Origin of the sequence: Rahnella sikkimica, assembly GCF_002951615.1 — a bacterium.
In the GTDB taxonomy this organism is placed as follows: Bacteria; Pseudomonadota; Gammaproteobacteria; order Enterobacterales; family Enterobacteriaceae; genus Rahnella; species Rahnella sikkimica.
This window is the reverse complement of record NZ_CP019062.1, coordinates 1,016,387-1,040,331: the sequence shown is the minus strand read 5'-3', so window position 1 is coordinate 1,040,331 and position 23,945 is coordinate 1,016,387. Positions and strand designations below refer to the sequence as shown.

The following is a 23,945-nucleotide window of genomic DNA, read 5'->3' as shown; positions in this document are numbered from 1 at the left end:
TTTACTCCAGAATTGTTTTGATGGGGTTGTTTGATGTGTCTGCAATATGCATGACAGGCGCGACGACCTGAGCGGCATCGATTGTTTGGGTTGTTGCGTAATTCACCGTGTAAACGAAGTCACGCCGATAGACTAGATAGTTTTCGCTGGCGTCTGACTGAAATGATCGGGTGTAGATCATGTACGCCGGTGCGCCGTCGGAGAGTGAAATATTGCTCTCTTCTGATAGGGCTATATCGAGCGCTGAAGCTATCGTGTCGCGCAGCGCTGGCGTAGGTGCCCAGATGGTTATCTGGAAGTCTTTAGCCTGTCTGCGTAGCTCTCTGGCTGCCGTACCGATACCACCAGTACGAGCCAAGATTGAATTTACGTTTGGGATTGTCACGACAGCGCCAACACTCGTTGCACCGGCTACCTGAATTGCCATAGCCGTCGCGATAGTCGTCAGCGTGTCACCGTTCTGAACAGAGTAGTGATAACCGACTTTATCAATCAGGAAATAGACGTTTGTTGGTGTTGAAACTGCACCGCTGAATGTAACGGTATGCCCTGACACGGTAGCAACCAAGGTTGGCGTTCCCGTTGTGATAACTCGGTATGGCCGACCTAGCGTCACGCTCACTTTCTTCTCAGTTGGCAGTGGGTAAATGGATATATGCACGCCGCCCGCGTTGATGTCTGTTTGAAGCTTATTCGGTACCGGCCAGCCTGGGTAAATTTTCACGATGGTTCCGGTAATGCTCGGTGCGCCGGTTCCGTTGGGATATACCGCTGCTGCCGCCTTGGCAGCCAGCAGGTTCATTACATCTGATTGGTCAGCCATATCACACCAAGCCTTGCATGGCCGTAACTCGCCAGCCCATATCAGTGAGTTCAGCGCTGGAAACTACGTATCTACGCCCGATGTCATCGGTGATGATGTCACTCGTTCGCAGGATGATGTCGCCGTAGGATGGGAACAGCAGCAAATACCAAGGCGTTTTCGCATCAGCAGGGAGGCCAACCGGTGACTTCTCACCCTTTGTCCCGTTCAGAATACTGGCAGGCCATCCCGTCATCAGCGCGACTTCGTTTTCCGCCGTCGTCCCGCCGTATCCAATCATGCCGCCCGCATCTTCCTGACTTGTTCTCAGCACCGAAATAGTCCGGTTGCACTGAACGCAGTAGATGGGAAGAGTCGTTTGCATCGCAGCCACGAAGAAAACGCCGTCCTCAGCATTTGAGAGGAAATCACCGGCAACGAACTGCCGCCCGTCGAATACGCCAAGCCATGCCGCCTGACCGTATTTGTTCGGTGCGCTGTAGCTGAAATTGGTAGTGAATGAAGCATGAAGCGACTGCAATGGCGTGGTTTGCATGGGATTGAATGCGCTGGTTGCCCTGAATTGCTGAGCTACATAGCCAATCCTCTGAGCCGCCTTGCCATAGCCTATATAGACTTTGTTTCTCAGCTTTGCTGCGTCCATATCAGCCCCTTACCAGTCGCGTTCCGCCCTGACCGAGAGATGGCCCAGGAGCCAATCCGATGAAAGCACACAACTGGCGTCGCCACAGGTTGTAAAGCTTCATACGGTCATTCACTTCGTTTTTATTGTGGTACCAGACGGCAGCCTGATCAGTGTCCAGGTTGTCACTGGAATCAGTCACTGCGACTTCTAAGGTCGCAATCGTCGTTAAATAATTAACAACTATCGTTTCCTCTTCTGGCCTCAAACTAATCAGACGATGATAGAGGGTCTGCCAGGTGCCCGGAGACACCCAGCCGTAAGCGAAATCGCGGCTATTATCAGCAACGGTATCGCCAAGCATCGGATAGCCGACATATCGCCTCACGTCTGCCACTTGCTGATCGGTTAGCATTATTCTGCCTCTACTTTCTTCTCTAACCAGCCGCCTGAGTAATAGTTTTTCACTTCGTCAGGATGGACTTTTGCAGAGTGAGGTGCGTCGTAAAACTCTGGGTCGCGTTCCATCACTACAAAAACAACCTCAGCAATTCCTTCGCCAGACTGCTCTGCACCATCTACTGTGGCCACTTCTTCAGTGCCGCTTGCGTTCTTAGCCATGTTGAATCTCCGAAAATAAAGCGCCGCCAGTTGCCCAGCGGCAGGATTGATTAACCCAGCAGGATTGCAGTGTGGGCAGGCTTGATGTTCTGGCAGCCCCAAGCAGCAGCAATTTCGTAGCGAACGCGACGATACTGTTTGTACATGGAGACTTCGAACGCCATACCGGTGCGCGGGTCTTGGATCATGATGCGGTCATCGGCCATATCGCCTTCTTCAGGCAGTGCAGGAGCACGAGTTGCCAGAACAATCGCAGAGCGACTGAACGCGAAGTTCGCAGTGAATGCCGACACGCCAGTGATGGTAGAGCCAGTTGCTACCGCCGCGCGAAGACCAGGAGCGCCGATTGTGAATGAACCACCAGACAGAGCTGTGGTAACGACGTATTTGTATGCGCCAATAGTCACAACGTCACCAGCCAAAATTGTGCCGGTACCAGTCTGAGCAGGGATTGCGGTTGCACCAACGGCCAACGCGCCATTGGTCACGTAGCTTGCACCGGTGCCCGGCGCATGCGATGCCACACCAGCAGACTCACGAATGGTGAAGCCGTGCAGCTCCAGCAAGGTACCCTGAGCACGCAGCGCGGTAGTCCCGGCTTCGTTAGCTTTGGTCAATTGAGCCAGAGTACGCAGTGACGCACCGGAGGTGGTATCAATGACGCATTGCAGGTCGCTCAGCGGAGCACCGTTATCAGAGAGGATTTTACGCACCTGAGCAGTGTCCCCGAGATTGGTTGCAAACGGAGTTGTGCCCGCAGTGCCTGACGCACGAGACGACAGGAAGGCGAGGTTGCCCAAGTCCACTTCAATTTCGTTAACCAGAGTACGCATCGCTTGGGAAATCTGGTCGCGGCGGATATCTGCATAGCCTGGTCCGGTGATAACGCCTTTCTGTTCCTCACCAGTCCAGCGGAATGGAACCATGCGGGATTTGGTGATTGAGAACGGAATGTTGCTAATAACCTGATCACCGTCATCAGGTGGCAACTGACCAGGTGAGACGTTTTCAGCCGGTGCCGCTGGAGTGATTGGAATGCGGATCGCCTGATTAAGAGAAGCGCGTTCTGCTGTGGCATCCATGGTTACGGATGGAATAAAGCCAGACAGTTCGCGGGACACGACGTCCAATGATGCGTACAGGTCTGGAATAAGGCTGGTTAAGGTATTGGACATCGAATTTGATTCCTATTAATCGGTAATTTGAACACCAGCAATCGCCTGAGCGCTTTGTTCTTGCGGACTCAGTGATTCAAACTGGGAGCGTGTAATTGTTTTAGCGCCCGAACCACTACCGCCGCCGCCTTGAGCACCTGAGCCGGATGAGCCGGTGCCTTTGAGGATTTGGTCTTTGTACGGGTAATGCTCGACGAGGATTTCCATGGCTTCATCAAATTTCGCGACTTCACCAGGATTGCTGCGGCTGAATAGTTTGTTGCCTGCTTTGTCGTATGCAACGACTTCGCCACCTTCAAGTTTGAAGTTGCTACCGAAACGCGCTTCTGCCAGATCGAACGGAATTGCGAGTTTTTCGGTGATGAACTTGGAGCGGGAGAAGCTGCCGCCGACCTTTTCGTTCACCAATGCTGCATTCAGGTCATCACGCTCTTTCAGGACAGGAGCGTATTTTTCTTCTACAGCTTTAATGGCCTCTTGCTTGACCTTTTCGACTTCACCGGCATCCACCAGTTTTTTGTCATCGAAATTTTTCAGGGTTTCGAGAGCTTTTTTCGCTGCCGCAGGGTCTGCAATCCCGTCAAAGGATTTCAGTGCTGTTTCAGCAGTTTCAGCGCGTTCTCGGTGTGATTTGGCCTCACCGTTAAGGCGTGAAATTGTCGCTACAGTACCAACCGCATCGAAAGCCACTTCTTTTCCATCGTCATGCGCGTATACAGGCTTGCCATCTTGAACAACTACATGGCCTTGTTCGTCGAGTTTCAGTTTCATACTGGTCATCCAACCTTATTTCGTGAGCCATCCGACTCGTTGCGCTGGCCTGCATCCGCAGATTTCAGCAATAAAAAAGCCCACGCGTTATGCATGGGCTGGTATGGGGTAATTAAGTGATTTACGCGCTAAGCTGAGTGGTTCCCGGCTTAGGCGGCTGCGATTTGATTTTCTCCTGCTCTTCCTTCCATTTCACATCAGGGCTAATCATCCCTCTGCGTTGGATTTCAGTGAACAGGGTTTCATTCGACAGAGTGCCGGCAACATTCATCTCAATCAGGATATCGGCTGAAGCTTCTGCAAGCGTTGCTGCGCCGAAGTCACGGAAGATTGAGATATGTCCACCTTGTGGCTCCTTAATCCAGTCTGCGAGCAACTGAAGAGCCTGATTTGCGGCATCCTGCAAGTCGCCAACAATACGCTGCAATGCACAGGTTCCTGATTCGTCTTCGGCCATTGTCTGGGCTACGGTGATTCGACCTGGCTTCACAACGAGGAGCTCTGCGCCTATCTGGAGCATCATGTCCTTTAAGTCCTGAAGGTCAGTGCGCCCAGCTTCAATTGCTTTGCCTGTGTGCTCGACGTATTTCAGGTCGGCATCTTCCTGCTCAGACAGAACTGCGCAGGCCGCTCCGATGGTGATCGATTCATCATCCGGAAGTCCTAGCCTCCGGCCAAACAACACAGGAACTCGTGCAACATGGAGAATTGTTTGTTGATCACTTTTGCTTTGCCAGTGCTCCACATTCAGGTAGGAAAGCTCAGCCATAGGGGGGCGAGACTGCATGAACCCTATTTTTTCACCGTAAATTGGCACGAATGGTATTTTATCCAGGCTGGTTTTTCCTTCATCGTGAAGAATCCACTCATCTGCACCTTTCGTGTCATTTCGTTTTTTACGGTAAGTTCTCCATGAACCAATGTCTAAAACACGAACCTGCTCAATTATCGACTCTTTGAATTCGTTTTCCGTTTCCTCGGAAACCATCTCTACAAAGCGCAGTTGTGTGAATACTTCATAGCCGTTAATTCGCTTGGATTTGAAGTCCAGCAAACTATTGCCTTCGATCTTCACAAAGTAAGGGCGAAGCCCCAAGGCTTTCTCTTCGGCGATTGTCTTGACGCCCTCTGAATGGGGGTAGTCCACAAGGATTCCAGCAATGCCAAAGGCAAGGGCTGACTCGCATACATTCGCCAGAAAGCTATGCATGTTCGTTCCCTGAAGATCGATGTCTTCAAACATCTCCAGAATGCTTTTAGGGATGTCCTCGCCGGTGGTGATGGGACGTGAAAACGGTTTGCCGCTTAAAACTTCAATTGTGCGCGAGAATGCCGGAAAGAGGGTTGCTGTGTTTTGCCTGTTTTTGTAGAAATCACCGTCTTCATTCGGCCATTGTGGCAGATATGTTTTACCGGCCTGCCGCATCGCTGCTGTGCCGCCGAGTAAGGTAGTAATCATCGGCCAGCATGTGGCGATGGCCTCGATTTTTGCTGACCTCTTACGAACGTCATCAGTCATTTTGCTTTCCATTTATGCGGAGAAATTGCGAACAGAACCGCGCTTATGAACGATTGGGAACATGAAGACGATTGGATATGTGCCACCGTCATTGCCGTGGTCGAAGCCGCCTTTCTTATCCGGGGCTCCGTCAGGTGCGTATACCTGACGCTCTTGGCATTGAGTGAACTTTGGGCACTTATGGGTATTGATTAGTAGACGGCGCTCACCGTATGTATTGCAGAGCATCGCGTTGTGGGCATTTACACGGTCTTTCACCGCTGGATTTGAGGCGTTAACCTTCACTTCAAACTTGGCTTTGCGAAGAAGTGATAAGTCCGACTCGCTGGCGTTGTTTGTTTCCCTGTTTTTCCCTGATGCATCCGGGTAAATGAAGATGCGGTGATCTGAATATCTCTTTTCGATATCAGTAATCATCGCTGGCGTGTCGAAAACATCCATAAACTCATCTACTGCGTGAGGATTCCCATCGCGCAAAACGTAGACCACAGCGGCCATTTTGCTAACGTTGAAGTCCATGCCGATGTGTAATTCATCGCCAGGCTTAACAGTGTCATCGGTGTGATTTAGACGCCTGTCAAAGCAGTAATAGACGACACCCTGATAGTTTTCGAAGCTGGCTTCGTACTCCTGCCGGTATGTTCGCGGATCCATTTTCCGCTTAGCTGCATCTATCTCTTCTTGTGGAACGTTGCCGCCCTGCACCGAGGTGTAAATCCAGCTTTTGTGATCTGGCTGCCTACCATCCTGACCATCAAGCCATGAATCGTAGCAGTGGTTAAATCCCTTTGGTGTACCAATACGTAATGCATGGCCGCCGCGCCGCTCAACACCATCAACCGTGTATTTGCAGGTAGAAAGCATCGGGCGCAGTACTTCTTCCCATGCTTCATACGGGCAATCTGCCCACTCATCGACCAGCGCAAAGAACAAGCCAGAACCACGTAGAGCGTCGTAGTTATCAAGCCCTACAACACGCATGATGTGGCCAGAACGCAGCGTGATGCTGCATTCCGTTTCGTTTGGCTTACCTTCTCGCCAATGCGCAGGAATTGCCTGCTTCAGGCGACGCCAGAACACACGCTTAGCCTGCTTGAATGTCGGTGCGCCGTACCAGATTTCATCTTCAATACTGACGTTCCAGTTCTGCGCTAATCTCGCAGCACGACGCATCTCTGCCTTACCGAGAAACGTTTTCCCGAATCGACGCCCACACACTGCATCACGGAATCGCGCCTCAGGCTGCCAGCCCCAAACATAGATGTTCGCTTGCTTCGGTGTAAGTACGACGGGTTTAGAGGATTGGTTTGCCAGGGGTGTTTTCATCTGGTGTCAGCGCCTGTAGTTGATAATCTTCTTCGACGCCTTCAGGACGATCAGGCTTATTGGATTCTGCACGTAATCGCGCATTCTCCAGTTCGCGTTTTTCTGCTTCAAGTTGTTGGATTCGCTTTGCAGCAGGAGATTCGAGCATGCCGATATGCTTCATTACCCGGTCATACATTGCAGCACGATCGAGCGTCATTATCTCAAGCCCATCTTTCGTACGCTTCACACCATTGAAGGCCATTGCCGCTACAGTTGAGAGCTTGCGGCTATCATGGAAGAACTCGCGAGCAACCCCCTCTCCACCGCAAGCTGGGCAGTCATCATTTGGGGCAAGAGTTCGCACATACCCCAGGCCTCCACGCAGTGAAGGGACTGGCTTTTCACGAGCTTCTGCACGTTCGCACGCCTTCTCGTATTCTTCTTCCGTCCATTGATAACCGAAGTTTTCACCCCAGCAATGTCGGCAGCACCCCCTGCGCAACTCTGATATTTCTCGCATGTCCAAGTTGGCGACTTGCCACATATTGGCAACGATTTCATCAGCATTTATGAGGGTGCGGATTGCTAAGGCTTTGAGTTGTTTGTTGATTGCGGAAGAAACGTTAACATTTGATAGCAGTCTCGCTGCCTGTTCTTTTGCGGTCTTCTCACTATAGCCAGCCCTGATGGCTGCCTGTGTTCCATTCCTGTCTTTAACGTATTCAACGACAAACATTGCTTGCTGATGATTAATGCCTTCATCAGTCACTAACTCTTCTGCACTTTTTGCGATTTGCTCTATGTGCGCATTCGCAGCATTTGCTTTCGCAGTCTTCTGCGCATTCGCAATTTTGATATGACGCTTCGCTGTTGAGTAATTTAACCCTTGAGCCTCGCACCATTCCTTCGGGGATATGTTCGTCTTGGCATGGTCGGCGAGGAACTCTTGTTGTTTGGCTCCCCAATCCGGTCTTGCCATATTCAGTCCTTCGGCTGCTGTTGAGCCTCTATGTGGTTCATCATGAAGTTGTTCACCTGGCGAGATAGCCAGCCTGCCAGATAGGCTAGAGGCTCTTGGTTATCGACCGACACTTTGATGCCAACGAGTTCAAGCACTCTCCATGCGGCGTGTACACACTCATGGGTTAATGTCTCGCTGCAATAATCGTCCAGTGTTCTGAAAGTAATGGCGATGTAGTCAATGCCTTTAGCGCAGGTCAGAACGCTTACCATTGCAGAGTAATTCGTATCTATGCTCTCGTAGCCGAGAAACTTGTCTCCAGCTGCCTTGGTGGTGAAAATCATCACGCGAACGCCATAAAGCGGCACCTTGAGTTCTTTCGTAGCTTTCAGTGCCATCGTGCACTCCGGTGATATTAGAATGAGGTTCCGCAGCATTCTTCACGGCTCACGCAGTTAATATGCCACTTCCGTCTTTCCGGCTGCCGAGATGTGATCACCTCCTGCATAGGTTGCACACCTAATCCCTTGTCGAGGGGAATTCGTCATTATCAAGCGCCCGGCTACAGACGCTTTGTAATGACAGGCATTCATCAGAGTTTGATGTCAATGTGATGCGGCTGTCCGCGATCATGGATGACAACCTGATAGCTGATTGCTGGCAATATTCTGGCGATTATTTCTTTGCGCATCGTATTCAGCATGTCCTCTCCCCATTTTTCACCGATATGGCTGGTAAGAACATCTTCTATGAATTCCTGAATCTGCTGTTCATTTGGGTAATGAGCCTTTACTGATACGTCGATATTTAGTTTCGTTGCCTCTGTCATGCTGCTTTCCCCTGCATTATGGCGACCATGTCCGGATCCATCTGCTCAATGATGTTCTCACGGGTTTCGTTGAGCATCTGCTTGCGACCACCCACCCCCCAGCGATTCATCGTGCGCGCGCTTTCACTTACTGCCTTCGTCTCATTGGCGATCAGAAGGTCGAGTCGGTTAAGCCGTGTCATGTTTCCAATGCCGCTCAGGACAGCCTCACGGAAGGTTTCATAAACGCTGATTTCAAACTCTGGATTTATCCAGGCTGCATATCTGATAGCGAGTAACTCCACACCCCAGACGCCTTGTTCAGAACCACCGTTAGCCACCCTAAGTGATTGATATTTATCCAGAGTACTTTTTTGTCCTCTGCTATCAAGCGCGTGGACAAACCGCTTTACTGCCGCGCTGCGGATAAACTTGCTTGGGCGTTGTGATTCAGTTGCCTCACCTTTGATTACTGCGGCTGCGTGTAAGTCATTCAGGTTATAGCGGCCTTCGCTGTCTACGCGGACAGATACGCCATTCACGATTACCGTTGGATATTGCATTGTGTTTTCCTTTTGGAAGCAAGCCTCGTTGCCCAGAAACGACGCCCACAGAGAGGTACACCACCTATAACGGCGTTTCTCCGAGGCTTGTTTCCAGAAGGCTCTGTGATTTGAATATGCCGGGCATGGCACGGGTTTTACTGCGGACATAAAAAAAGGCCGCCGATTGGCGACCTCTTGATATTTGATGATGGGCTTACAGGTATTTCTTCGCCAGCGCGACCAGCTCTGCTTCTGCTTCGCTACCGAGCTTCTCAACGCCGTGCTCTACGAACGCCACAAAATTGGCGAATGCAGATTTTTCGGCATCCAGAGGAGAAGTCACTACTGCAACCGGCGCTGCTGGTTGAACATCCGCTGCTACGTTTTCAAAAACTGGTTGCAGGTCTACTGCTGCGTCAACTAATGGTTCGGACATGATGGTTTCCTTGATGAATAGGTTTTTAAGCCATGCGATAAGTTTCTTCATTTCTTTGCGCTCAATGCTGCGTATGAGGATTCACACGCTAATCCCCTGACTCTTGACTGGTCAGCAATGTCTGCCAGCTTTGCTGCTCTTTCGTCAGCGCGGCGGAACAGCTCGGCAAGCACAGTGGATCCGCTGGTAGCTGTTTGGCCTGCTCCGGCAACTGTGGATTTGCAGGCTCTTTCACGCTCTGCAAGTCTGGCGGCAAGCTTGTCTGCCTGTTTGTGCAGGCTGTCAGCTGTAGAAGCAGCAACGGCAGCATCACCGTGAGCAGCATCAATCTTTTTCTGGGCATCTGTTGATATCGCATCGATTTCACCCTGCTTACGTTGTTCTTCTTCGCGGACGGCTGCTTCGCGCTCTGCCAAAGCGAGTGCATCAGACTTATCGCGCTCACTCCATTTGAGTTGCCATGAATAGTTTGCAGATTCGTAGCCTTTGAAATAGCTACCGGTGACAAGTCCCAGGAGAAATAAACCTGCGATGACCGGTTTCCAATACTTCAGGAGGATGGCAATCATGACTTGCCGTCCTGTTTTGTCTGGTCAATGACTCTGGCAACGACACCACAAATGGCGATGACTGCCGTTATGGCACCCATGAGAGAAGGAGGTATTGAAGCTTTCAGTTCGGGAGGCAGCCATACCCATGTTGACGGGATGGCTCCTGATATGACCAGTGCGTGGATAGAAAACCATTTCCAGCACTGCTTCCAGTTCTCTACTAAACGCATAGAACCTTCTCCGCTATTTTTAAGCGTGCTTGCCTGTCAGCAAGGCCGTTGAAACCGCCATTAATTCTTTTGGTCAGTCCGGTGAAGTCCCCTGAGTCAGCAAAGGCATTGCACCCGTTAGCCTGCCAGAACCATCCAGCAGAACGCGCGGCAGGAATGTCTTGCGTTAGCAGGTCGGGATTAGTAATCAAATCCAGCCCCAACACTTTCCCGCAAGCCAGATAGTTGTCATGGAAAGTGACCTGCTTCAGGCCGCGACCACGAAATTTATATCCATCACCTGGCTGCGTATTTCCGTATCTTCCACCGTAAACAATATTGGCTATTGCTTGCTGTCGTGCCGGGGATAACGCCAATTCACCATTACCACGGCCAAGTTGTTCACGCTGCGCGGCCGTCAGTCGCGTACCGAAAATAGCCAGACCAGCTACTGAGTAGTTGAACGATTCGGACAGCTGCTTAAATCCAGCAGACTCAGTGCCAATTTGTGCAATGAACGCAGCCTGACGTTTTGGCGTGTCGATACCAAACTCTTTCATTGCAGAAACAAGCGGATTGAACCAGCGTGCAGCTAGGTCAGCCGTGATATTGGCAGCAGCCATAAATTGGGACTGGTTCATAGTTAGACCTTCGGAGGGGTTGATACACCAAAGAAGCGATCCCAGAAGTAAGTCAAAGCAACGCTACCCATAGCTCCGCAGAGTCCGGCGCACACATACGTCATATTCTGACTGGCGTGTGTTTCCTGACTTACCAGCCCACCAATTAAACCGGTGAAACTGGATACTGCTATCTGAGCCAAGGCCGCAGCCCAACTCCACTGAGTTTTGTTCGATTTAATATCCATCAGGTACCTCACTATCCCTCCCCAAGCGGAGAGTCCAACGACGATCAGCCAACTGATGGCCGCGAAGTTGTTAGGGTCTTTTTCTGGCATAAAGCCACCTTTTTAGAATGGAGTCGCCAGACGAGTTGCTGGTTGGTAGTCATAGGGAATAGAGCCGCGACCGCTAGGTTCATGAGGGTGAGGTGACTGATTGGTCGGGCTCTAAAGCAGAAAAAGCCACCAAATTGGCAGCTTCTAAAATGTGGCATCCAGTCAAGGAGTCGAACCTTGTCAGCGAGGTTTTGGAGACCTGCCATCGCCCGGCGAACCAGATATTGTAGAAGGCCGCAGCGTGAATTTCTTCAGAGGCTACGACTCAGTTGATCGTGTGGTGGGCGGCACTGTGGATTCCGCCATCTCTTGCCAGTGAGTATTTTTAGGCAATTCTTAGCATCGCGACCCGGCGATCAACCCGGACGACCAGATCATATACAGCGCATCAGCCTGCGCATTCACCACATCGAAAAGCCGTCTGTTTCACAACACGAGAGCTCCGCAATGCGGTTCAATTCGTCAGACGGCTTATCTGATGTGCAGATACGAAAAAGCCCCGCATTTCTGCGAGGCTCTTATATTTGGTTGTGGTGTTGATTCAGCTCAGTGCCGCTAGCGGGCTTATGTGCGCTGTTTACTTGTTTCCTCTCTAACACCACCGCTCTTTCGCAATTGCTCCCGAGCTTACATAGAAATATACAACCTCATTTCTCGTTTTGCAATCAAATTGAAAATATATTTCAAATCAGGCCGCCTTAATGGTTATTTCTTCCTGCATTTCACGTTTAATCGCATAAAACATTTCCTCTTCCAGTATTTCTTCGCACCAAATCACCCTTTTGCGTGCCGCTTGAACATCACATCCAGTGTGGTAATTAATATCCCTCGCGATATCTTGCGGGCACTTGCGGTCGCAGTAGCGTTTAATAGCAACTGAGCGCATCGGGCTGTCTCGTTTAATGGCTTTGTGCATCACTGATTCTACAAAAGCGGCGTCATCTGATTCTTTGGCGAGAGCGATGATGCTGCTTACTGATATTCCTGGCATTACGACTTCACGTGATTTCTTGAAAAGCTCATCACCGCGATACCCCTGCTCATGCAGACTTTCAACCACCTGAACGATTCGGTCAGATTGCGTCTGCGACCATTCAGTGCGGATCATCAATCTTCCGATTACATTCACACATCCAGCCGGCGCATCATCGCCGCCTAAATGCCTGCCCCAAACGCACAGCAAATAACGCGTCCATACGCGCTGTGATGGAGTGATAGTTTTACGGCCATTGCACCATACCCTGCGAAGGTCTGATTGCTTCACGACCCACGGGAGAGCGTAAATAGCATCTTGCTTTCTCATACCTTCACCTTATTGGCATCTGATCGGTTGATGATTTCGCGGCGAAGCTCACGAATACGATTTAGCTTTTGTTCGAGCTGCTTTTCTTCTTCGTTGAGGCGGGATAGTTCGTGCTTGTCGTATTGGGTCATTTCTGCCACCTGATAGCTGCGTCCAGTTCGCTCTGAGGGATTGCCAGCAGAGTTTTCTTCTCATTAGGCTTGAGGTTTCTGGCACCCATGAAGACAATGCCGGAGGGTGTGCGTACTGCGGCCACGTTGCGATGACTGTACATTTCGAGTAGGGCAATGGTGTTTTGAATACTCACGCTGCCTCCGATAGTTTCTTGAGTGCCTTACGCTTTGCCTTGTACTCATCCCTGATTCGCTCGAAATCTTCACGCCGGAACCGTTGTGGCTCGTGTGCACCCATGAGCAACTGATAGGCCTGCTCGCCAATCTTTGCTTTAATTGCTGGGGTGTAGTTTTCGATGTTTCCGGACAGGTGGTTATTGCAAGGTGCACACTGGCGATGGCAGTTATCTTCGTTGAACCTCAACTCTGGGTTAGCGCCTACGGTTCGATAGTGCCCGGCGTGGTACTGCCCATCATGGAAGCGGCCGCAGCTGATGCATGGAAGGTCTGCGTCACGTTCTCTGATGAAGGCGTTGAATTCTGTCTGGGCTTGTTTTGCGAAGTAACTGAGAGGTTTTACTGCGAGCTTTCGAATATTGTGGGTTTGTCTTTCTATTCGGGCTGTTGCTCTTCGCTGTCGTTCCTGTTGCTGTATGCGCTTCTGTCGGGCTTCACGTGCTAACTTGGTGATTAGCTCTTCCTTGTGTTCTTCACTGCACCACCAGTCGTACAGGGTGTTTGGCTTGAAGCGTGTTTTGCATATTTTGCAGTTACGATGATTTGGGATTTTCATCTTTTCAGCGCCTCAACTTTAATCCTGTATTTGCCGCTATTTAAAGTTGCTGAGGTAGTTCTGCCGTGACCAGGGAGCCGGTCAAGCTCTGCGAATAATTTGGTGCAGGCCTGTTCAACACGAGAGTACTTTCTGAATCTGCCAATTACTGCCCATGAGAGGCGATAGCTGACAACAAAGACTCCGATAAAGGCAAAGCCAAGTACCACCAAAAATATGAACCAGTTTAAATTACTCATCACTCTCACTCCTCAGATGTTCAGATAATTCAATCCCGTCCATAGCGAAGAAGCTCGCGCAGTCGTTGCAACAGTGCGTTTCGTCCTCTGCCAATGCCATGCCGCAAGCAGCGCAACATGAAGCCGGTGATTCGCTTCCAGTAGTCATAGCTTTTAACTCCATCCAGAACGTAGCTGTAATCAAGCTCGCAGTGGTCACATGAAAGGCCGTAGTAATGTTGTTCGATATGGGTCAGGGGTGCGTGGCAGCGACAACAGCGCGGCGTGTCAGTTTGTTTTGGCATTCAGCTCACCCAATCTTTCTTCATATCTCCAGTCGTCGAAAAAGCCCTCTTTGATTTTTGCGTCAACATGAGCTTTTGTTTGTTCTTCAACGCGAAATACCAGTCCCACGATTCCCGTGCATTTGTTGACATATTTCCCGTTATCTTCGACCGACTCTCTGATAATCAGCTCGGAGACATCCCTCATTGCTAACAGCGAGTGCTCAAGCTTGAGAAAATGCATACTCTCTGTCATGCATGACGTGACTCGATAGGTAAGAAGCTTTGGTTCGCCTTCCCTGCGTTTTTGTTCGCGTTCTACAGAATTCTTGATGTCTACAAGTTCGTGGTCGTTCATGCTTTCGTAATCTGCCATGATTTATCTCCACACAGGGTTCTGCCACGTCCTACTGGCTCGTGGTTCTACTCTGTATTCGGGTAACAAAGCAGAGACATACCAGCCTGTGTAATCAGCGGATAGTTGCTTTGAGGTTTGGATGTTTCGAAGGGTGTACTGCTTGATGAGGTCTTCTGCTTGCTGGGTGGACATGATTTCGTGAGTGAACCATGTTGATTTAGCCATGACGCCCCTTGGTTTCTTAGCCGTCTTCACCATTAGGCAGCCGTTAACAATGATATGACCCGTCGCGTTGTTGTCTCTTGCATACTTCTGGATGGTTGCGCGGTTAACATCGAGCTGGCGAGCCACCTCGGTCTGGTTTCCGCGTGCCGCGACAAGTAAATCTGGAATTGTCTGTGTGGTTATCATGCAGCCCTCTTCATCAGTCGCGCACCAAACGACAGAAGCGCATCCCGATCGATAGTTTTCATCTCGCAATGGGTGCGAGGCCATGGATGCCAGATAATCAGCATTTGCCCTTTGTTGTTTCCAGATACCGGCTTGCCAGTTTCGGCGTTCAGGAACGCCAGTCTTCCGCCAGTGATGAATCTCACTTCGTGCGCGGTCGATATTGCTTCTAGGAACCAGCCTACTGACGTGTCAGCATTGAGAAGCATCACGCAGCCGGTGGAGTGCTCTGCATTCTCCACCGCCGCCTTCTGAACGAACGGGGTGACGTTGCTGTATGGTGGGTTCAGCCATGCGTACCCTGGAATGTCTGGCATGACGGAATTCCATGGCGTTTCCAGTGTGTTTTGCTCTTCGGTGATGAAGTGCCGGCACAAAGCATTCATTGCACTTGCTGCGGCATCAAGGATGAAACTGAACTCCGCGTTGAGTGCTGAAAATAATTCCGGTGGAGTCCTCCAACTATCTTTGTACTCCGCTGGTGTATTCGATTTATCTGTCATTACGCCACCTGCTTAAGTTTGTTTGATTCACCCCAACGATTTGCCCACTCGATTGCCAGCCTGGATTCATCGCTGAACCTGACACCCTGCTCCGTGCCGAATGCGTTAATCAGCTCTATCAGGTTGCTGAGTTCGCCGACTGTCATCTTGCTTGTGGACTGCCCGAGAACGACAAAACCATCACCGGCCAGATTTGGCACCACATCCTGTTTGGTCAGCGCGGCGGTGAAAATATGCTTCCACTGCTCTGTGGTTAGCTTTCGGCCGTGCCAGTTAACCTGTTCGCTGATGTCAGACAAGGTTGCCCATAAACGTGCATTTTGCTCCAGTGAGCGGGTGCGCTCTTGGATGGTCACGATGAAGGGTTTGTCTGGATTAAGCGGAGTGTTGCGGAGGTGGTTTATTGCGTTACTGAGGATTTGTTCGTTGCGTAATTGGTAGGTTTTTTTATTCATTGCTCCTCCCGATTATTGGGATGGCCACCCTGATTGCGTAGACGTCAACAGGTTCATTTCCGAAGTGAGGATGGGTGATGGTTTTGAGAACATAACCGCAGTAATTCACCTCTATACGCCGAGACTTATCTTCTCGCTTTGGGTAGCCTTTGGTTATGGTGAGTTTGTTGTATGCCCGACCTTCCAGACGCTTCTTCCAATATTCGTTTCTTAGTCGGTACTCAAACACCTTTTCTCCGGAAAGCATCGCGTCAAAGTATTCGCTCTTTACGGCCAATTGCAGATTTGGCGTCACTCATCACTCTCCGGCTTAGGGGCGGCGGGTAGTGGTGGTAGTAGCAACCAGATATAAATTTCAGCGAGTTCGAAACTTGTTCCGTCGTGCATTTCTACCCATTCATCTTCACCAACCAAGCCAGATGCGTATTCGCCGTGACGACTAACAAATGAGATGTACTCATTAGCGGCTGGCCTCTGCGCTTGATACTTAATCCAGCCATCCGGAATTGCCGGAGAGTTCGCTGGTGGTGTGGTGTAGAGTGAATCGCCCTGCTGCAACTCATGAGCCTTGCCACAAAAATCAATATGCCAATTATAATTTTCGTCTCTTATCGAATACCCAACAGGCTTGGCCCGCTTTGCTGCTAGGGCTATGCCGATTGCTTGACGAATAAGCAGCGCATCTGCATGGCCTAATGTCATTCCTGCTGTTACGTATTTCTGCATATCTTCCAGCCTTTCTTCGCTGAACTGTTCTAAATCGTTATTCATCACGCAATTCCTCCGATCATTTTTGCAAACTCTGATGCCTTTCGTCCCGTTGCGATGAATTTCCCTGGCTCAACCATGCTGTCGCAAATCATATTGACGCCATGAGCGGCTAGGGCTGGCTTAATTGCCTTGAATTTTTCGAAGTCATCTGGGTTAATCATAAAGGCGTCAGGCGCGTCTTTTGGCATGTACATCATTTCTTCTTTCATTCCGTCTTCCCCTTAATTCTGATTCCGTGGGAGGCAAGCTCTTCGTTTCTGGCTGCGATACCTGCTTTGTATCCTGCAAATGCTGTCCATGTGAGGACATCGGTGTATCCCAGATCATCAGTTTCAAACATTTTCTTTTTATCAGCCATGCAAGAGCCTAGACCTACATACCACTTCTCAAATGCTGCCTTAGTGTCCATCACTCGCCTCCCCGCCATGACTTGTTGTCAGTCGGTTTCTTTGTGTTTTCCGCGTAACGCTTTGCAGCGTCGGCCTGATCGATATTGACGAAGTGACCATTCTTCCAGCCCATGTAAAACGTCTTTGGCTTGCCTGACCGGTATTTGCCCACGATGATTTCAGCGATACCTTTCATGTCGCTGCGCTCGTCGTACACTTCATCTCGGTAAGGGAAGATAATCACGTCTGCGTCCTGCTCAATGGAGCTGGAGTCCTTCAGGTCGCCCAATCCCGGACGCTTATCAAGGCGTGACTCAACGCCGCGGTTAAGCTGGGATAGAAGGATTACGGGAACCTTGTTGCGAAGACAGAACTGCTTGAGCTTGCTGGTGATGTCGCCGATGGCGATGTCGTTACGCTCTGCCTTGGATTTCTTCATCAGGCCGAGGTAATCAATCGTCAAAAAGCTAAGGCCGCCGTCCATGTTCATGCGCTCAGCGTGGGCGATGATTTCGTCTACCGTGAATGACCCGTCGATAACGTAGTTGTTTTCGTCCAGCAATGTGCCGGTTGCCACGGTTAGCCTGGTGTACTGCTCATCTAACATGTTTAGCGGGTTGCGCAGCGTACCAACTGACAAGCCAGCTCGGTCAGCAACGTGGCGTTCGACCACCTGCATGTCTGACATTTCCATCGACACCATCAGACCTTTTCCCTTCTGCCGGCCAATTGAGTTACCGATGTTGATTGCCAGTTCCGTCTTACCCATACCAGGTCGACCCGCTACGATGATCAGGTCTGTTCGGTCGAAGCCGCCATACTCACCATCCATCGCATCAATGCCAGTTTTCAGATACATGCCTGACTCAGCGCCTTTCATGCGTTTCTCCAACACTTCCATGTAGTCATCCAGCATGTCGCCAATTCGGCGCGGTAAACGGTCGTTGGTTTCAAACTGAAGCTTTGAAAGCATCCCCGATACTTCTGCAAGACGTTCGCCAAGATCATGCGTTGATGCGCCGCGCAGTAGCTCAGCTGCTTTGAGCAGTTCAGCCTCACCCTGTCGTAGCATCCAGCACTGGCGAACACGCTTAGCCCACGCCTTAATGTTTGCAGCAGAACGGCAGCGGGTAGCCACTTCAAGAACGAAGTCTTTCGTCTCATCAGGAACGCTACTCTGCACGGTGAACATGTCTGTCGGTTCGGCTTTGCTCAGCAGAGCGACGATGACGGTGTACATGCGGCGCAGGTGGAAGTTTTCGAAAGCTTCAGCAGGAAGTTTCCCGGCGATGTCTCGGCAGTCGATGTGGTCGCCTTTCACAATCATCGAACCTACGAGCAACTCCTCGAATTCATAACTTTCCATGTCAAACCTCCTGGCTGATGATCTTGTCTATAATCCGCTGAGTCAGCGCGGTGTCTATCCCGTACTTTCTTCCGGCTGGGTTATCGCCCATAGCATACGGAGATGGTTCATAACCGAACTCAATGTACCCGTTGATGAACGTGTCGATGTCAGCTGGCGATCGCTTGGTCTGCTTGCAGTGCAACAGGTGGGACTCGTACAGGCGCTTAATGCCTTTCTCGGTGGAAATGCTGATGCTTGTGATTCGTGGTAGTCCGTGCTTTTTGGCTTTGCAGTTCCAAGTGTCTTGGAAACGTTCACGGTCGAATGTGAATTTTGATGCTGCCTGTTTTTTGGGTTTGGTTTCTTCCTGCTCGACCAAACTCCCCTCTGGGGATTTAGGGGTATCTTTTAATTCTTGTTCTAGTAACTTCTTGTTCTGTTCACCGGATGGTCTATCGGAAGGTTCATCGGGTACACCCTTCAAAGCCTTGCTACGGCTGGGTTTGTTGTTACCGGATGGTCTATCGGAAGGTTCATCGGCTGAAATGACCTGATAATCGCCATAATTTGTGATGGAAATCACTGTCCCAAAGCGGGTTCCTTTGGTGGTGATCATCCCTTCTCTGGCGAAGAAATTAAGCATTCTGGTTACTGCTTGAGGACTCTTTTCATTGCCATCCTGATCACGAAGTTTACGACCCATGATCGCCGCAGTCGTTACCAACTGACCAGGCATTAACTCCCAAGTTTTCCCTGAGAAATCTACTGTGCGAGGCTTATAAGCTGCCTCTCCTATCAGCCTCACCCACATTGATAATTTGGCTGTGTCCTTCGCCCAATCCTTGGATAGAAGGCTCCTGAACAGGGCTATATGCCCCTGTTTTTGGTTCTCCATCCGTGAACTCCTGAGAGCGGATTGCCCTCTGAAATCTGCATAGGCTACGTTACTCATCAGGTCGCCCCTTAGGTTTGAAGTTGCGGAATATCTCAGCAAACCGTTTGCCGGTATCGGGGTGATCCATGCATGTCATAACGAACTCATCTGGAAGCGCAGCCCGCTGCTGAGTTCTTTCTGGGGGCTGGCGTGTCTTTCTCTTTTGGTGCATAATTACTCCTGTTGTTTTGTACAGTTAAAACGACATTGTGATTTGCTCAGAAGCCTCTGTTACCGCAGGGGCTTTTTGCTTTCCTACTGCCTTGAACGCCTCTTGAATCACCCTTCCCAGCGGACTCACTTCTGCCGCCATCCGAGCAATACAGAACACCGTGGCGATATCCCGCCAGTTCATCCGGCTAATCTTCGATTCATGCCATCCAGCTAAGTCAGCGAACTTGCGACCAGTCAGTTGCGACACAGTCAGAATCAGATCTGTTTCTGCTCTGTCGATTTCTCGCTGTGTTGGTTTGCGAGAGTTTGCAATGTCCATGCGTGATACTTCCGTTGTTGGTTAGTTGTGTGTTTGCGTGACTACTCCGTGGAGTTGCCACTGTTGTTATTGCTCCTGAGTTCAGAGAGCGGCTGATTTTTTAAAGAGCGAACTGCTTAGGCGGCCTTTTCTGCCGCCGTGATGTACCGTTGCGGGTAGAGAATTTGCATCTCAGTAATCAAACCTTTGAAGTATTGAGAGAGCTTCTCTGCTGTTTCGAGCGAGGTAACCTGAATGCCTCGCTCGATTCGGCTTAGGTTCCCAACATCCAGATTTGTAGCGATTGCTACCTCAGCGATGGTGAGTCCTTTCTCTACACGCATTTTTCTTAGTGGCGTTTGCATATATACCTCCGTTAATGCGCTATACGCATAATATGCGATGCAAATGGTTTGCGCAAGGCGCTTTGCGAGGAGCGCATAAAAGGTTTTTAATTAAGCTATGAAAATAGGCGACCGCATTAGACAAATCCGCACTGCACGGAAAATGACATTGCAGCAACTGGCCGACACCATAGATAGCGATGTCGGCAACCTCTCTCGCCTTGAACGTGGCAAACAGGGGTTTAGCGAGACCATGCTGCAAAAAGTTGCGGACGCCCTCTCTATTCCTGTTTCTGAGCTATTCTCTGATGAAGACGAAGATGATACTGTACATAAATACAGTGTTAATTCACTCGCCAATTCTAGGAGAGATAATGTGTATAGAGTTGATGTACTTGGTGTGTCAGCCAGCGCAGGCGCAGGAAGTAGCTCAGGGGATGTTGTTGAAGTAATCCGCTCCATTGAGTACGTTCCTGAATACGCAAAATCAATATTTGGGAATCGCCCGCAGGGTTCAGTCATGCTGATTAACGTTCGGGGCGACTCGATGACCGGCACCCTGGAACCTGGTGATCTCATCTTTGTGGATACTGAGGTCACGTTCTTTGATGGTGACGGAATCTACGTTTTTAACTTCAATGGCGACACCTTTGTTAAGCGCCTTCAGAAGGTTAAATTCGAACTCAAGGTGATTTCAGACAACAAAACGTATGAAACTTGGGCGTTAACTCAAGAAGAAATGAACATGCTGCACGTTCAAGGCAAGGTTTTGGTCAGTCAGTCGCAGCAAATCCGCAAGCATGGTTGAAAAATACCCACAATAGTTTTGCGCCAATCGCCTAATGGCCCGCTAAATGCGGGCTTTTTTGTATCCACGCATTAACAACGCAAAAATAAATTCCATTTCAAAACAGTCATATGCATCGCTATGCGCTCATATTTATAAATATGCGTTTGACGCATATGCACATAACGCATATATTGAATCCATCGAAACGAAACATCGATACGGCAGAAGGAACTATCAGCCGTGTTGGACAGGAAGTCCGACTGCTTCTTTAACAATATGATTTCTCCTGAACTCAGGAGACCGAAGGAAAGTGCTTCGGGATGTGGTGAATGCGCAGGCTGATGCGCGAAGCGTGATGGTGACGGGGTTCCTAGGCCCGGTGAACAGATCGTGAGTATGTAAGCTCAATCGGTAGAGCTCCCGTCAAAGTCGGGGTGATCTGGTTCGATTCCAGAGATACATGCCGGAATGCAGCACCGGCCACCACATCACCTAAGCACTTACCGAGGAACACATGATGAACTCAAAGCAAAGGTATAACGCACGTCGCATGACAGCTCACAACGCAGCGAAAGCGGCTGAGGCGAATAGTGAGTTGGCTCTTTCTAAAAACGTCGCCACGGCGCTTGCAGGCGGTTCCAGTCGGGTAGCAAAAGCATTGAGCCTGACCGACTACAAAGCTTCTCTTCGCTTACCTAAGCAGCAGAAAGAATGGGTGGCAGAGCAACACAACAAAGTACGCAATCCGCTTGGTCAGCAGGTTAACGCTCGGCAGAAGATGCGCGGCAAAAGCATTCCGCTGATTTGAACCATCGCAGCCGGTCATCGCAGCGATAAATACGAGCATCCATATCACGTTATTAAGGGGTTGAGAGATGAGTGAAGTTCACGAAGACGAAACAGCTAATCTGCAATCCCGAATTGCAAGGCTGAGAAAGATAATTCCTCATTACATCGAGTACAACAAAGGCCGCATTGATATCAGCGCGTCACTACTCGATCAAATCCTAGGCAAGGTAGAGGAGTTAACGGAAAACGTACGCGTTCTTTCTGCTTCTGAATTCAATCTGGCGGGTCATTTGGTAAAAGTTGAAGCTATAAACAAATCTCTGAAAGAGAGCATAAAAGACACTGATGTAGAGAGTGGGAGAGCTGCACGCTTAAGTGAAGAGATGAAATTCGAGCATGTTCCGGCAGCGTGGAATGTCGGCGGCTGGCTTACCTTCGACAAGAAGTTTGCTGAGAGCAGAAGTAACGAAGATAACTTGCTGCTTGAGCCGTTATACAGGCACCCGATAATAACTGGCATTGATGAAAATCATTACGACCCAGAATTAGAGCCGGGTTTATATGTCGCAGAAATTATGACAAAAGGCGGAGCGGCCTGTATCAATGGAAGGTTCACTGAGCCTGTAACTGAGCTTGATGCAATACCGGCGGAATATCAAATCAGGGTAATTAACGCCAGTGGCACGATATGGTCACCATGGCGAAAAGTCAGCGCCGACTATTATGAAAAAATGAAGCCCCGCTATGAGGTAATGAATCCCGGCGTTGAATGCATCCAGTACCGCGAGCTATTCACTGCATCGAAAAAGTCTTAAGCTAAAGTCCGATTACTTAGCTTATCGGGGCGGATGGTTATGGATACTGACGAGCGATACCTTGCAATGTGCGCCCTACTCGGCGACATGATTTTCAAGATGCACAAGGCAGGGATTGCCATTAACAACGATACGTTGCTTCAGCAATTATTAATCCTGTTCGAAGAAGATGAGACCTTTGACAAGGCTTACTATCAGGCGATGATTCGCATCTTCCTTTGAGCAAATAAAGCATCAAATCTGGCTGCCAAATGGCGGCCTTTTTATTGCCAAAAAACTATCGCCGCCGGTCATCGCAGCGATAAATACGAGCATCCATATCACGTTATTAAGGGGTGAGAGAATGAATAAAGAAATGATGAAGCCGGGCGTAATCGTTCGTGACATTTCCAGTGAATACGATGGTCCAACTTTCGATGTTTTATTCATCAATGATGCTGGAGTTTGCCGGTATTCAAATGATGTTTTTGGTACTGAACAAGAAGCCGCCTTGCTTGCTGAAAGATGCAATGAGGCTCTGGTAGATAGTGAGATTTGGGACTATTACCAGCATTCGGAAGGTTACTCAGACGACTGGAAGATAGCAAAGCGCATTGAGAGAAAGGCTGCTTAGGTAGCTTTTTATTACCGTTGGCCTCCTGTCAGCAACAAAAATTGCGAGGTGAGAAATGTTACGAGTCGATATTGAAAAAATAGACAGGATGATTTCTGCTCTGAAGGGTGTACGGCGCGAACTAAAGAAATACCACGATATCCGCGATAAAAGCACGGATGGTTTCAGCCCGAAACAGAATGGCAAACGAAAGGCTGACTTAGATTTCCGCGCAATGACACTAATAAAATGGAGTCATGACCTTCACGCGCTTGCTGTAGAACTTGAGTTGGCAGACAAGCGAGAAAGCTACGACGAAGTAATCCTCTCAGACGGTTGGAGAGAGTTCAAATACAAGCCCCGCGAGCCATTCCCAACCTGTAAGTAAACCTTACAAGTTCAAACAGTAACTGCACTATGAGGTGAGAGATGACGCTTGACCAAGTAATGGCAGCCAGTGAGTTACCCAGAATGTACCGCGTTATAGAAGTTGAAATTGACGTTGTGCGCAACGGGATAGGTTCTGGCGGCGGTGTGATTTACGACATCGACAAAGTGGTAAAAAGAAAAATTCGCCGCGTTCGAGACGCTACAGGCTGGCGATGGCAGCTCGTTCGCCAGGATAAGCATCAAGAGGTATGGGATTACTTCTTTGAGCAGGACAGGGAAAGCCTGAACGAATTCAACTTCTGGGAGCTTCGATAACCCCCACCCCGCATCACATAACTAACTGAGACTACCAATATGAGCGAAGGATTATTACTGAACGATGAAGAGGTCGCTGTGCTTCAAGGTTTGATTGAGCAGGCGTTTAACGACGGGTTTAACGACGCAGAACTCGTAGCTCTCTGGGAAAAAGTAGCAGCCCACTTAGACCTGTAACACCCCCATCGGAGTCATCCCCATGAAACTGTTTA

At 49.7% G+C, this 23,945-nt stretch carries 40 protein-coding genes and 1 pseudogene; 8 read left to right on the top strand and 33 right to left on the bottom strand.

All coding sequences use genetic code 11. From position 1 onward, the window contains the following. Position 1 precedes the first annotated feature (1 nt). From BV494_RS04805 to BV494_RS04640, 33 genes and pseudogenes are all read right to left on the bottom strand, one after another. Entirely contained in the window at positions 2-823 is an 822-nt protein-coding gene (locus BV494_RS04805; protein ID WP_104921815.1) for a hypothetical protein, read from the bottom strand. Between the two features lies 1 nt (position 824). Next, positions 825-1,466 carry a hypothetical protein gene (locus tag BV494_RS04800; RefSeq protein WP_104921814.1) on the bottom strand — a complete coding sequence of 214 codons (642 nt, stop codon included), beginning with the start codon at positions 1,464-1,466 and terminating at the stop codon, positions 825-827. 1 nt (position 1,467) lies between these two features. Continuing rightward, the gene (locus BV494_RS04795) at positions 1,468-1,860 is read right to left on the bottom strand and encodes a hypothetical protein (protein WP_104921813.1); all 393 of its coding nucleotides are present in this window, start codon (positions 1,858-1,860) and stop codon (positions 1,468-1,470) included. After that, positions 1,860-2,066: a hypothetical protein gene (locus BV494_RS04790; protein ID WP_104921812.1), complete on the bottom strand. Its 207-nt coding sequence runs from the start codon at positions 2,064-2,066 to the stop codon at positions 1,860-1,862. Before BV494_RS04790 ends, BV494_RS04795 begins: the two co-directional genes overlap by 1 nt. Before the next feature lie 50 nt (positions 2,067-2,116). Beyond that, positions 2,117-3,241: a major capsid protein gene (locus BV494_RS04785; RefSeq protein ID WP_104921811.1), complete on the bottom strand. Its 1,125-nt coding sequence runs from the start codon at positions 3,239-3,241 to the stop codon at positions 2,117-2,119. Between the two features lie 15 nt (positions 3,242-3,256). Continuing rightward, positions 3,257-4,012 carry a DUF6651 domain-containing protein gene (locus tag BV494_RS04780; protein ID WP_104924703.1) on the bottom strand — a complete coding sequence of 252 codons (756 nt, stop codon included), beginning with the start codon at positions 4,010-4,012 and terminating at the stop codon, positions 3,257-3,259. 121 nt (positions 4,013-4,133) lie between these two features. Beyond that, entirely contained in the window at positions 4,134-5,531 is a 1,398-nt protein-coding gene (locus tag BV494_RS04775; protein WP_226790028.1) for a DUF4055 domain-containing protein, read from the bottom strand. Positions 5,532-5,543: 12 nt separating this feature from the next. Further along, on the bottom strand, positions 5,544-6,857 hold the full coding sequence (locus BV494_RS04770) for a phage terminase large subunit family protein (protein ID WP_104921810.1): 1,314 nt from the start codon (positions 6,855-6,857) through the stop codon (positions 5,544-5,546). Continuing rightward, positions 6,826-7,818, bottom strand: coding sequence for a terminase small subunit (locus tag BV494_RS04765; RefSeq protein WP_104921809.1), 993 nt, complete (start codon positions 7,816-7,818; stop codon positions 6,826-6,828). Before BV494_RS04765 ends, BV494_RS04770 begins: the two co-directional genes overlap by 32 nt. A gap of 2 nt (positions 7,819-7,820) precedes the next feature. After that, on the bottom strand, positions 7,821-8,198 hold the full coding sequence (locus tag BV494_RS04760; RefSeq protein ID WP_104921808.1) for a hypothetical protein: 378 nt from the start codon (positions 8,196-8,198) through the stop codon (positions 7,821-7,823). 194 nt (positions 8,199-8,392) lie between these two features. After that, positions 8,393-8,629: a hypothetical protein gene (locus tag BV494_RS04755; RefSeq protein ID WP_104921807.1), complete on the bottom strand. Its 237-nt coding sequence runs from the start codon at positions 8,627-8,629 to the stop codon at positions 8,393-8,395. Further along, entirely contained in the window at positions 8,626-9,171 is a 546-nt protein-coding gene (locus BV494_RS04750) for a KilA-N domain-containing protein (protein ID WP_104921806.1), read from the bottom strand. Before BV494_RS04750 ends, BV494_RS04755 begins: the two co-directional genes overlap by 4 nt. A gap of 196 nt (positions 9,172-9,367) precedes the next feature. Next, a complete protein-coding gene (locus BV494_RS04745) occupies positions 9,368-9,640 on the bottom strand; it encodes an Ig domain protein group 1 domain protein (RefSeq protein ID WP_226790027.1) in 273 nt (90 codons plus the stop codon). Next, complete coding sequence (locus BV494_RS04740; RefSeq protein WP_226790026.1) at positions 9,637-10,158, bottom strand: DUF2514 family protein; 522 nt, start codon at positions 10,156-10,158, stop codon at positions 9,637-9,639. Before BV494_RS04740 ends, BV494_RS04745 begins: the two co-directional genes overlap by 4 nt. Next, on the bottom strand, positions 10,155-10,370 hold the full coding sequence (locus tag BV494_RS04735) for a DUF7940 domain-containing protein (RefSeq protein ID WP_104921805.1): 216 nt from the start codon (positions 10,368-10,370) through the stop codon (positions 10,155-10,157). The genes BV494_RS04740 and BV494_RS04735 overlap by 4 nt, the downstream gene beginning before the upstream one ends. Then, positions 10,361-10,990, bottom strand: coding sequence for a glycoside hydrolase family 19 protein (locus tag BV494_RS04730; protein WP_104921804.1), 630 nt, complete (start codon positions 10,988-10,990; stop codon positions 10,361-10,363). Before BV494_RS04730 ends, BV494_RS04735 begins: the two co-directional genes overlap by 10 nt. A 2-nt stretch (positions 10,991-10,992) precedes the next feature. After that, the gene (locus BV494_RS04725; RefSeq protein ID WP_104921803.1) at positions 10,993-11,307 is read right to left on the bottom strand and encodes a phage holin family protein; all 315 of its coding nucleotides are present in this window, start codon (positions 11,305-11,307) and stop codon (positions 10,993-10,995) included. 688 nt (positions 11,308-11,995) lie between these two features. After that, on the bottom strand, positions 11,996-12,610 hold the full coding sequence (locus BV494_RS04720; protein ID WP_104921802.1) for a hypothetical protein: 615 nt from the start codon (positions 12,608-12,610) through the stop codon (positions 11,996-11,998). Next, positions 12,607-12,741, bottom strand: coding sequence for a hypothetical protein (locus BV494_RS26260; protein ID WP_255414945.1), 135 nt, complete (start codon positions 12,739-12,741; stop codon positions 12,607-12,609). The genes BV494_RS04720 and BV494_RS26260 overlap by 4 nt, the downstream gene beginning before the upstream one ends. 172 nt (positions 12,742-12,913) lie before the next feature. Beyond that, positions 12,914-13,516 carry a recombination protein NinG gene (locus BV494_RS04710; RefSeq protein ID WP_104921800.1) on the bottom strand — a complete coding sequence of 201 codons (603 nt, stop codon included), beginning with the start codon at positions 13,514-13,516 and terminating at the stop codon, positions 12,914-12,916. Continuing rightward, positions 13,513-13,755, bottom strand: coding sequence for a hypothetical protein (locus BV494_RS04705; RefSeq protein WP_104921799.1), 243 nt, complete (start codon positions 13,753-13,755; stop codon positions 13,513-13,515). Before BV494_RS04705 ends, BV494_RS04710 begins: the two co-directional genes overlap by 4 nt. 267 nt (positions 13,756-14,022) lie before the next feature. Continuing rightward, positions 14,023-14,394, bottom strand: coding sequence for a DUF5448 family protein (locus BV494_RS04700; protein WP_104921798.1), 372 nt, complete (start codon positions 14,392-14,394; stop codon positions 14,023-14,025). 213 nt (positions 14,395-14,607) lie between these two features. Next, a pseudogene (locus BV494_RS04690) lies at positions 14,608-14,787 on the bottom strand (protein ninH); the annotation flags it as partial. Then, positions 14,784-15,329, bottom strand: a complete 546-nt coding sequence (locus tag BV494_RS04685; protein WP_104921797.1) for a phage N-6-adenine-methyltransferase — start codon at positions 15,327-15,329, stop codon at positions 14,784-14,786. The gene BV494_RS04685 and the pseudogene BV494_RS04690, both read right to left, overlap by 4 nt. Beyond that, positions 15,329-15,784: a recombination protein NinB gene (locus BV494_RS04680; RefSeq protein WP_104921796.1), complete on the bottom strand. Its 456-nt coding sequence runs from the start codon at positions 15,782-15,784 to the stop codon at positions 15,329-15,331. Before BV494_RS04680 ends, BV494_RS04685 begins: the two co-directional genes overlap by 1 nt. Next, on the bottom strand, positions 15,777-16,031 hold the full coding sequence (locus tag BV494_RS04675; RefSeq protein WP_104924698.1) for a hypothetical protein: 255 nt from the start codon (positions 16,029-16,031) through the stop codon (positions 15,777-15,779). Before BV494_RS04675 ends, BV494_RS04680 begins: the two co-directional genes overlap by 8 nt. Before the next feature lie 44 nt (positions 16,032-16,075). After that, complete coding sequence (locus tag BV494_RS04670) at positions 16,076-16,555, bottom strand: hypothetical protein (protein WP_104921795.1); 480 nt, start codon at positions 16,553-16,555, stop codon at positions 16,076-16,078. Then, on the bottom strand, positions 16,555-16,764 hold the full coding sequence (locus BV494_RS04665; protein WP_104921794.1) for a hypothetical protein: 210 nt from the start codon (positions 16,762-16,764) through the stop codon (positions 16,555-16,557). The genes BV494_RS04670 and BV494_RS04665 overlap by 1 nt, the downstream gene beginning before the upstream one ends. Then, complete coding sequence (locus tag BV494_RS04660) at positions 16,761-16,964, bottom strand: hypothetical protein (protein WP_104921793.1); 204 nt, start codon at positions 16,962-16,964, stop codon at positions 16,761-16,763. The genes BV494_RS04665 and BV494_RS04660 overlap by 4 nt, the downstream gene beginning before the upstream one ends. Beyond that, the gene (locus BV494_RS04655; RefSeq protein WP_104921792.1) at positions 16,964-18,310 is read right to left on the bottom strand and encodes a replicative DNA helicase; all 1,347 of its coding nucleotides are present in this window, start codon (positions 18,308-18,310) and stop codon (positions 16,964-16,966) included. Before BV494_RS04655 ends, BV494_RS04660 begins: the two co-directional genes overlap by 1 nt. Position 18,311: 1 nt before the next feature. After that, on the bottom strand, positions 18,312-19,187 hold the full coding sequence (locus BV494_RS04650) for a replication protein (protein WP_226790025.1): 876 nt from the start codon (positions 19,185-19,187) through the stop codon (positions 18,312-18,314). A 235-nt stretch (positions 19,188-19,422) separates the two neighbouring features. Continuing rightward, a complete protein-coding gene (locus BV494_RS04645; RefSeq protein WP_104921790.1) occupies positions 19,423-19,719 on the bottom strand; it encodes a CII family transcriptional regulator in 297 nt (98 codons plus the stop codon). 116 nt (positions 19,720-19,835) lie between these two features. Further along, positions 19,836-20,063, bottom strand: a complete 228-nt coding sequence (locus tag BV494_RS04640; RefSeq protein WP_104921789.1) for a helix-turn-helix domain-containing protein — start codon at positions 20,061-20,063, stop codon at positions 19,836-19,838. A gap of 97 nt (positions 20,064-20,160) precedes the next feature. Between BV494_RS04640 and BV494_RS04635 the strand changes: the two genes are divergently transcribed. The 8 genes from BV494_RS04635 (at position 20,161) to BV494_RS25715 (ending at position 23,910) form a co-directional block, all read left to right on the top strand. After that, positions 20,161-20,850, top strand: a complete 690-nt coding sequence (locus tag BV494_RS04635; RefSeq protein ID WP_104921788.1) for an XRE family transcriptional regulator — start codon at positions 20,161-20,163, stop codon at positions 20,848-20,850. A gap of 496 nt (positions 20,851-21,346) precedes the next feature. Beyond that, positions 21,347-21,640, top strand: a complete 294-nt coding sequence (locus BV494_RS04630) for a hypothetical protein (protein ID WP_192938071.1) — start codon at positions 21,347-21,349, stop codon at positions 21,638-21,640. A gap of 67 nt (positions 21,641-21,707) precedes the next feature. Further along, positions 21,708-22,436, top strand: a complete 729-nt coding sequence (locus BV494_RS25720) for a hypothetical protein (protein WP_192938070.1) — start codon at positions 21,708-21,710, stop codon at positions 22,434-22,436. Positions 22,437-22,475: 39 nt separating this feature from the next. Beyond that, on the top strand, positions 22,476-22,658 hold the full coding sequence (locus tag BV494_RS04620; protein ID WP_013578235.1) for a hypothetical protein: 183 nt from the start codon (positions 22,476-22,478) through the stop codon (positions 22,656-22,658). Between the two features lie 121 nt (positions 22,659-22,779). Next, positions 22,780-23,049 carry a hypothetical protein gene (locus BV494_RS04615; protein WP_104921786.1) on the top strand — a complete coding sequence of 90 codons (270 nt, stop codon included), beginning with the start codon at positions 22,780-22,782 and terminating at the stop codon, positions 23,047-23,049. Positions 23,050-23,104: 55 nt separating this feature from the next. Further along, positions 23,105-23,416, top strand: a complete 312-nt coding sequence (locus BV494_RS04610) for a regulator (protein ID WP_104921785.1) — start codon at positions 23,105-23,107, stop codon at positions 23,414-23,416. Between the two features lie 41 nt (positions 23,417-23,457). Further along, positions 23,458-23,733: a hypothetical protein gene (locus BV494_RS04605; RefSeq protein WP_104921784.1), complete on the top strand. Its 276-nt coding sequence runs from the start codon at positions 23,458-23,460 to the stop codon at positions 23,731-23,733. A 39-nt stretch (positions 23,734-23,772) separates the two neighbouring features. Beyond that, complete coding sequence (locus tag BV494_RS25715) at positions 23,773-23,910, top strand: hypothetical protein (RefSeq protein ID WP_192938069.1); 138 nt, start codon at positions 23,773-23,775, stop codon at positions 23,908-23,910. Positions 23,911-23,945: the final 35 nt, after the last annotated feature.

What these genes read in the sequence shown, in the direction of transcription:
- BV494_RS04640 (WP_104921789.1), bottom strand. Translation starts at nt 20,063, where the DNA reads ATGCAAACGCCACTAAGAAAAATGCGTGTAGAGAAAGGACTCACCATC.
- BV494_RS04675 (WP_104924698.1), bottom strand. Translation starts at nt 16,031, where the DNA reads ATGCTTTCCGGAGAAAAGGTGTTTGAGTACCGACTAAGAAACGAATAT.
- BV494_RS04645 (WP_104921790.1), bottom strand. Translation starts at nt 19,719, where the DNA reads ATGGACATTGCAAACTCTCGCAAACCAACACAGCGAGAAATCGACAGA.
- BV494_RS04620 (WP_013578235.1), top strand. Translation starts at nt 22,476, where the DNA reads ATGGATACTGACGAGCGATACCTTGCAATGTGCGCCCTACTCGGCGAC.
- BV494_RS04785 (WP_104921811.1), bottom strand. Translation starts at nt 3,241, where the DNA reads ATGTCCAATACCTTAACCAGCCTTATTCCAGACCTGTACGCATCATTG.
- BV494_RS04805 (WP_104921815.1), bottom strand. Translation starts at nt 823, where the DNA reads ATGGCTGACCAATCAGATGTAATGAACCTGCTGGCTGCCAAGGCGGCA.
- BV494_RS04710 (WP_104921800.1), bottom strand. Translation starts at nt 13,516, where the DNA reads ATGAAAATCCCAAATCATCGTAACTGCAAAATATGCAAAACACGCTTC.
- BV494_RS25720 (WP_192938070.1), top strand. Translation starts at nt 21,708, where the DNA reads ATGAGTGAAGTTCACGAAGACGAAACAGCTAATCTGCAATCCCGAATT.
- BV494_RS04655 (WP_104921792.1), bottom strand. Translation starts at nt 18,310, where the DNA reads ATGGAAAGTTATGAATTCGAGGAGTTGCTCGTAGGTTCGATGATTGTG.
- BV494_RS04685 (WP_104921797.1), bottom strand. Translation starts at nt 15,329, where the DNA reads ATGACAGATAAATCGAATACACCAGCGGAGTACAAAGATAGTTGGAGG.
- BV494_RS04635 (WP_104921788.1), top strand. Translation starts at nt 20,161, where the DNA reads ATGAAAATAGGCGACCGCATTAGACAAATCCGCACTGCACGGAAAATG.
- BV494_RS04780 (WP_104924703.1), bottom strand. Translation starts at nt 4,012, where the DNA reads ATGAAACTGAAACTCGACGAACAAGGCCATGTAGTTGTTCAAGATGGC.
- BV494_RS04615 (WP_104921786.1), top strand. Translation starts at nt 22,780, where the DNA reads ATGAATAAAGAAATGATGAAGCCGGGCGTAATCGTTCGTGACATTTCC.
- BV494_RS04700 (WP_104921798.1), bottom strand. Translation starts at nt 14,394, where the DNA reads ATGGCAGATTACGAAAGCATGAACGACCACGAACTTGTAGACATCAAG.
- BV494_RS04760 (WP_104921808.1), bottom strand. Translation starts at nt 8,198, where the DNA reads ATGGCACTGAAAGCTACGAAAGAACTCAAGGTGCCGCTTTATGGCGTT.
- BV494_RS04660 (WP_104921793.1), bottom strand. Translation starts at nt 16,964, where the DNA reads ATGGACACTAAGGCAGCATTTGAGAAGTGGTATGTAGGTCTAGGCTCT.
- BV494_RS26260 (WP_255414945.1), bottom strand. Translation starts at nt 12,741, where the DNA reads ATGACCCAATACGACAAGCACGAACTATCCCGCCTCAACGAAGAAGAA.
- BV494_RS04800 (WP_104921814.1), bottom strand. Translation starts at nt 1,466, where the DNA reads ATGGACGCAGCAAAGCTGAGAAACAAAGTCTATATAGGCTATGGCAAG.
- BV494_RS04610 (WP_104921785.1), top strand. Translation starts at nt 23,105, where the DNA reads ATGTTACGAGTCGATATTGAAAAAATAGACAGGATGATTTCTGCTCTG.
- BV494_RS04795 (WP_104921813.1), bottom strand. Translation starts at nt 1,860, where the DNA reads ATGCTAACCGATCAGCAAGTGGCAGACGTGAGGCGATATGTCGGCTAT.
- BV494_RS04680 (WP_104921796.1), bottom strand. Translation starts at nt 15,784, where the DNA reads ATGAATAAAAAAACCTACCAATTACGCAACGAACAAATCCTCAGTAAC.
- BV494_RS04665 (WP_104921794.1), bottom strand. Translation starts at nt 16,764, where the DNA reads ATGAAAGAAGAAATGATGTACATGCCAAAAGACGCGCCTGACGCCTTT.
- BV494_RS04770 (WP_104921810.1), bottom strand. Translation starts at nt 6,857, where the DNA reads ATGAAAACACCCCTGGCAAACCAATCCTCTAAACCCGTCGTACTTACA.
- BV494_RS04650 (WP_226790025.1), bottom strand. Translation starts at nt 19,187, where the DNA reads ATGGAGAACCAAAAACAGGGGCATATAGCCCTGTTCAGGAGCCTTCTA.
- BV494_RS04630 (WP_192938071.1), top strand. Translation starts at nt 21,347, where the DNA reads ATGATGAACTCAAAGCAAAGGTATAACGCACGTCGCATGACAGCTCAC.
- BV494_RS04765 (WP_104921809.1), bottom strand. Translation starts at nt 7,818, where the DNA reads ATGGCAAGACCGGATTGGGGAGCCAAACAACAAGAGTTCCTCGCCGAC.
- BV494_RS04735 (WP_104921805.1), bottom strand. Translation starts at nt 10,370, where the DNA reads ATGCGTTTAGTAGAGAACTGGAAGCAGTGCTGGAAATGGTTTTCTATC.
- BV494_RS04725 (WP_104921803.1), bottom strand. Translation starts at nt 11,307, where the DNA reads ATGCCAGAAAAAGACCCTAACAACTTCGCGGCCATCAGTTGGCTGATC.
- BV494_RS04745 (WP_226790027.1), bottom strand. Translation starts at nt 9,640, where the DNA reads ATGAAGAAACTTATCGCATGGCTTAAAAACCTATTCATCAAGGAAACC.
- BV494_RS04705 (WP_104921799.1), bottom strand. Translation starts at nt 13,755, where the DNA reads ATGAGTAATTTAAACTGGTTCATATTTTTGGTGGTACTTGGCTTTGCC.
- BV494_RS04605 (WP_104921784.1), top strand. Translation starts at nt 23,458, where the DNA reads ATGACGCTTGACCAAGTAATGGCAGCCAGTGAGTTACCCAGAATGTAC.
- BV494_RS04740 (WP_226790026.1), bottom strand. Translation starts at nt 10,158, where the DNA reads ATGATTGCCATCCTCCTGAAGTATTGGAAACCGGTCATCGCAGGTTTA.
- BV494_RS04755 (WP_104921807.1), bottom strand. Translation starts at nt 8,629, where the DNA reads ATGACAGAGGCAACGAAACTAAATATCGACGTATCAGTAAAGGCTCAT.
- BV494_RS04750 (WP_104921806.1), bottom strand. Translation starts at nt 9,171, where the DNA reads ATGCAATATCCAACGGTAATCGTGAATGGCGTATCTGTCCGCGTAGAC.
- BV494_RS04730 (WP_104921804.1), bottom strand. Translation starts at nt 10,990, where the DNA reads ATGAACCAGTCCCAATTTATGGCTGCTGCCAATATCACGGCTGACCTA.
- BV494_RS04775 (WP_226790028.1), bottom strand. Translation starts at nt 5,531, where the DNA reads ATGACTGATGACGTTCGTAAGAGGTCAGCAAAAATCGAGGCCATCGCC.
- BV494_RS25715 (WP_192938069.1), top strand. Translation starts at nt 23,773, where the DNA reads ATGAGCGAAGGATTATTACTGAACGATGAAGAGGTCGCTGTGCTTCAA.
- BV494_RS04670 (WP_104921795.1), bottom strand. Translation starts at nt 16,555, where the DNA reads ATGAATAACGATTTAGAACAGTTCAGCGAAGAAAGGCTGGAAGATATG.
- BV494_RS04720 (WP_104921802.1), bottom strand. Translation starts at nt 12,610, where the DNA reads ATGAGAAAGCAAGATGCTATTTACGCTCTCCCGTGGGTCGTGAAGCAA.
- BV494_RS04790 (WP_104921812.1), bottom strand. Translation starts at nt 2,066, where the DNA reads ATGGCTAAGAACGCAAGCGGCACTGAAGAAGTGGCCACAGTAGATGGT.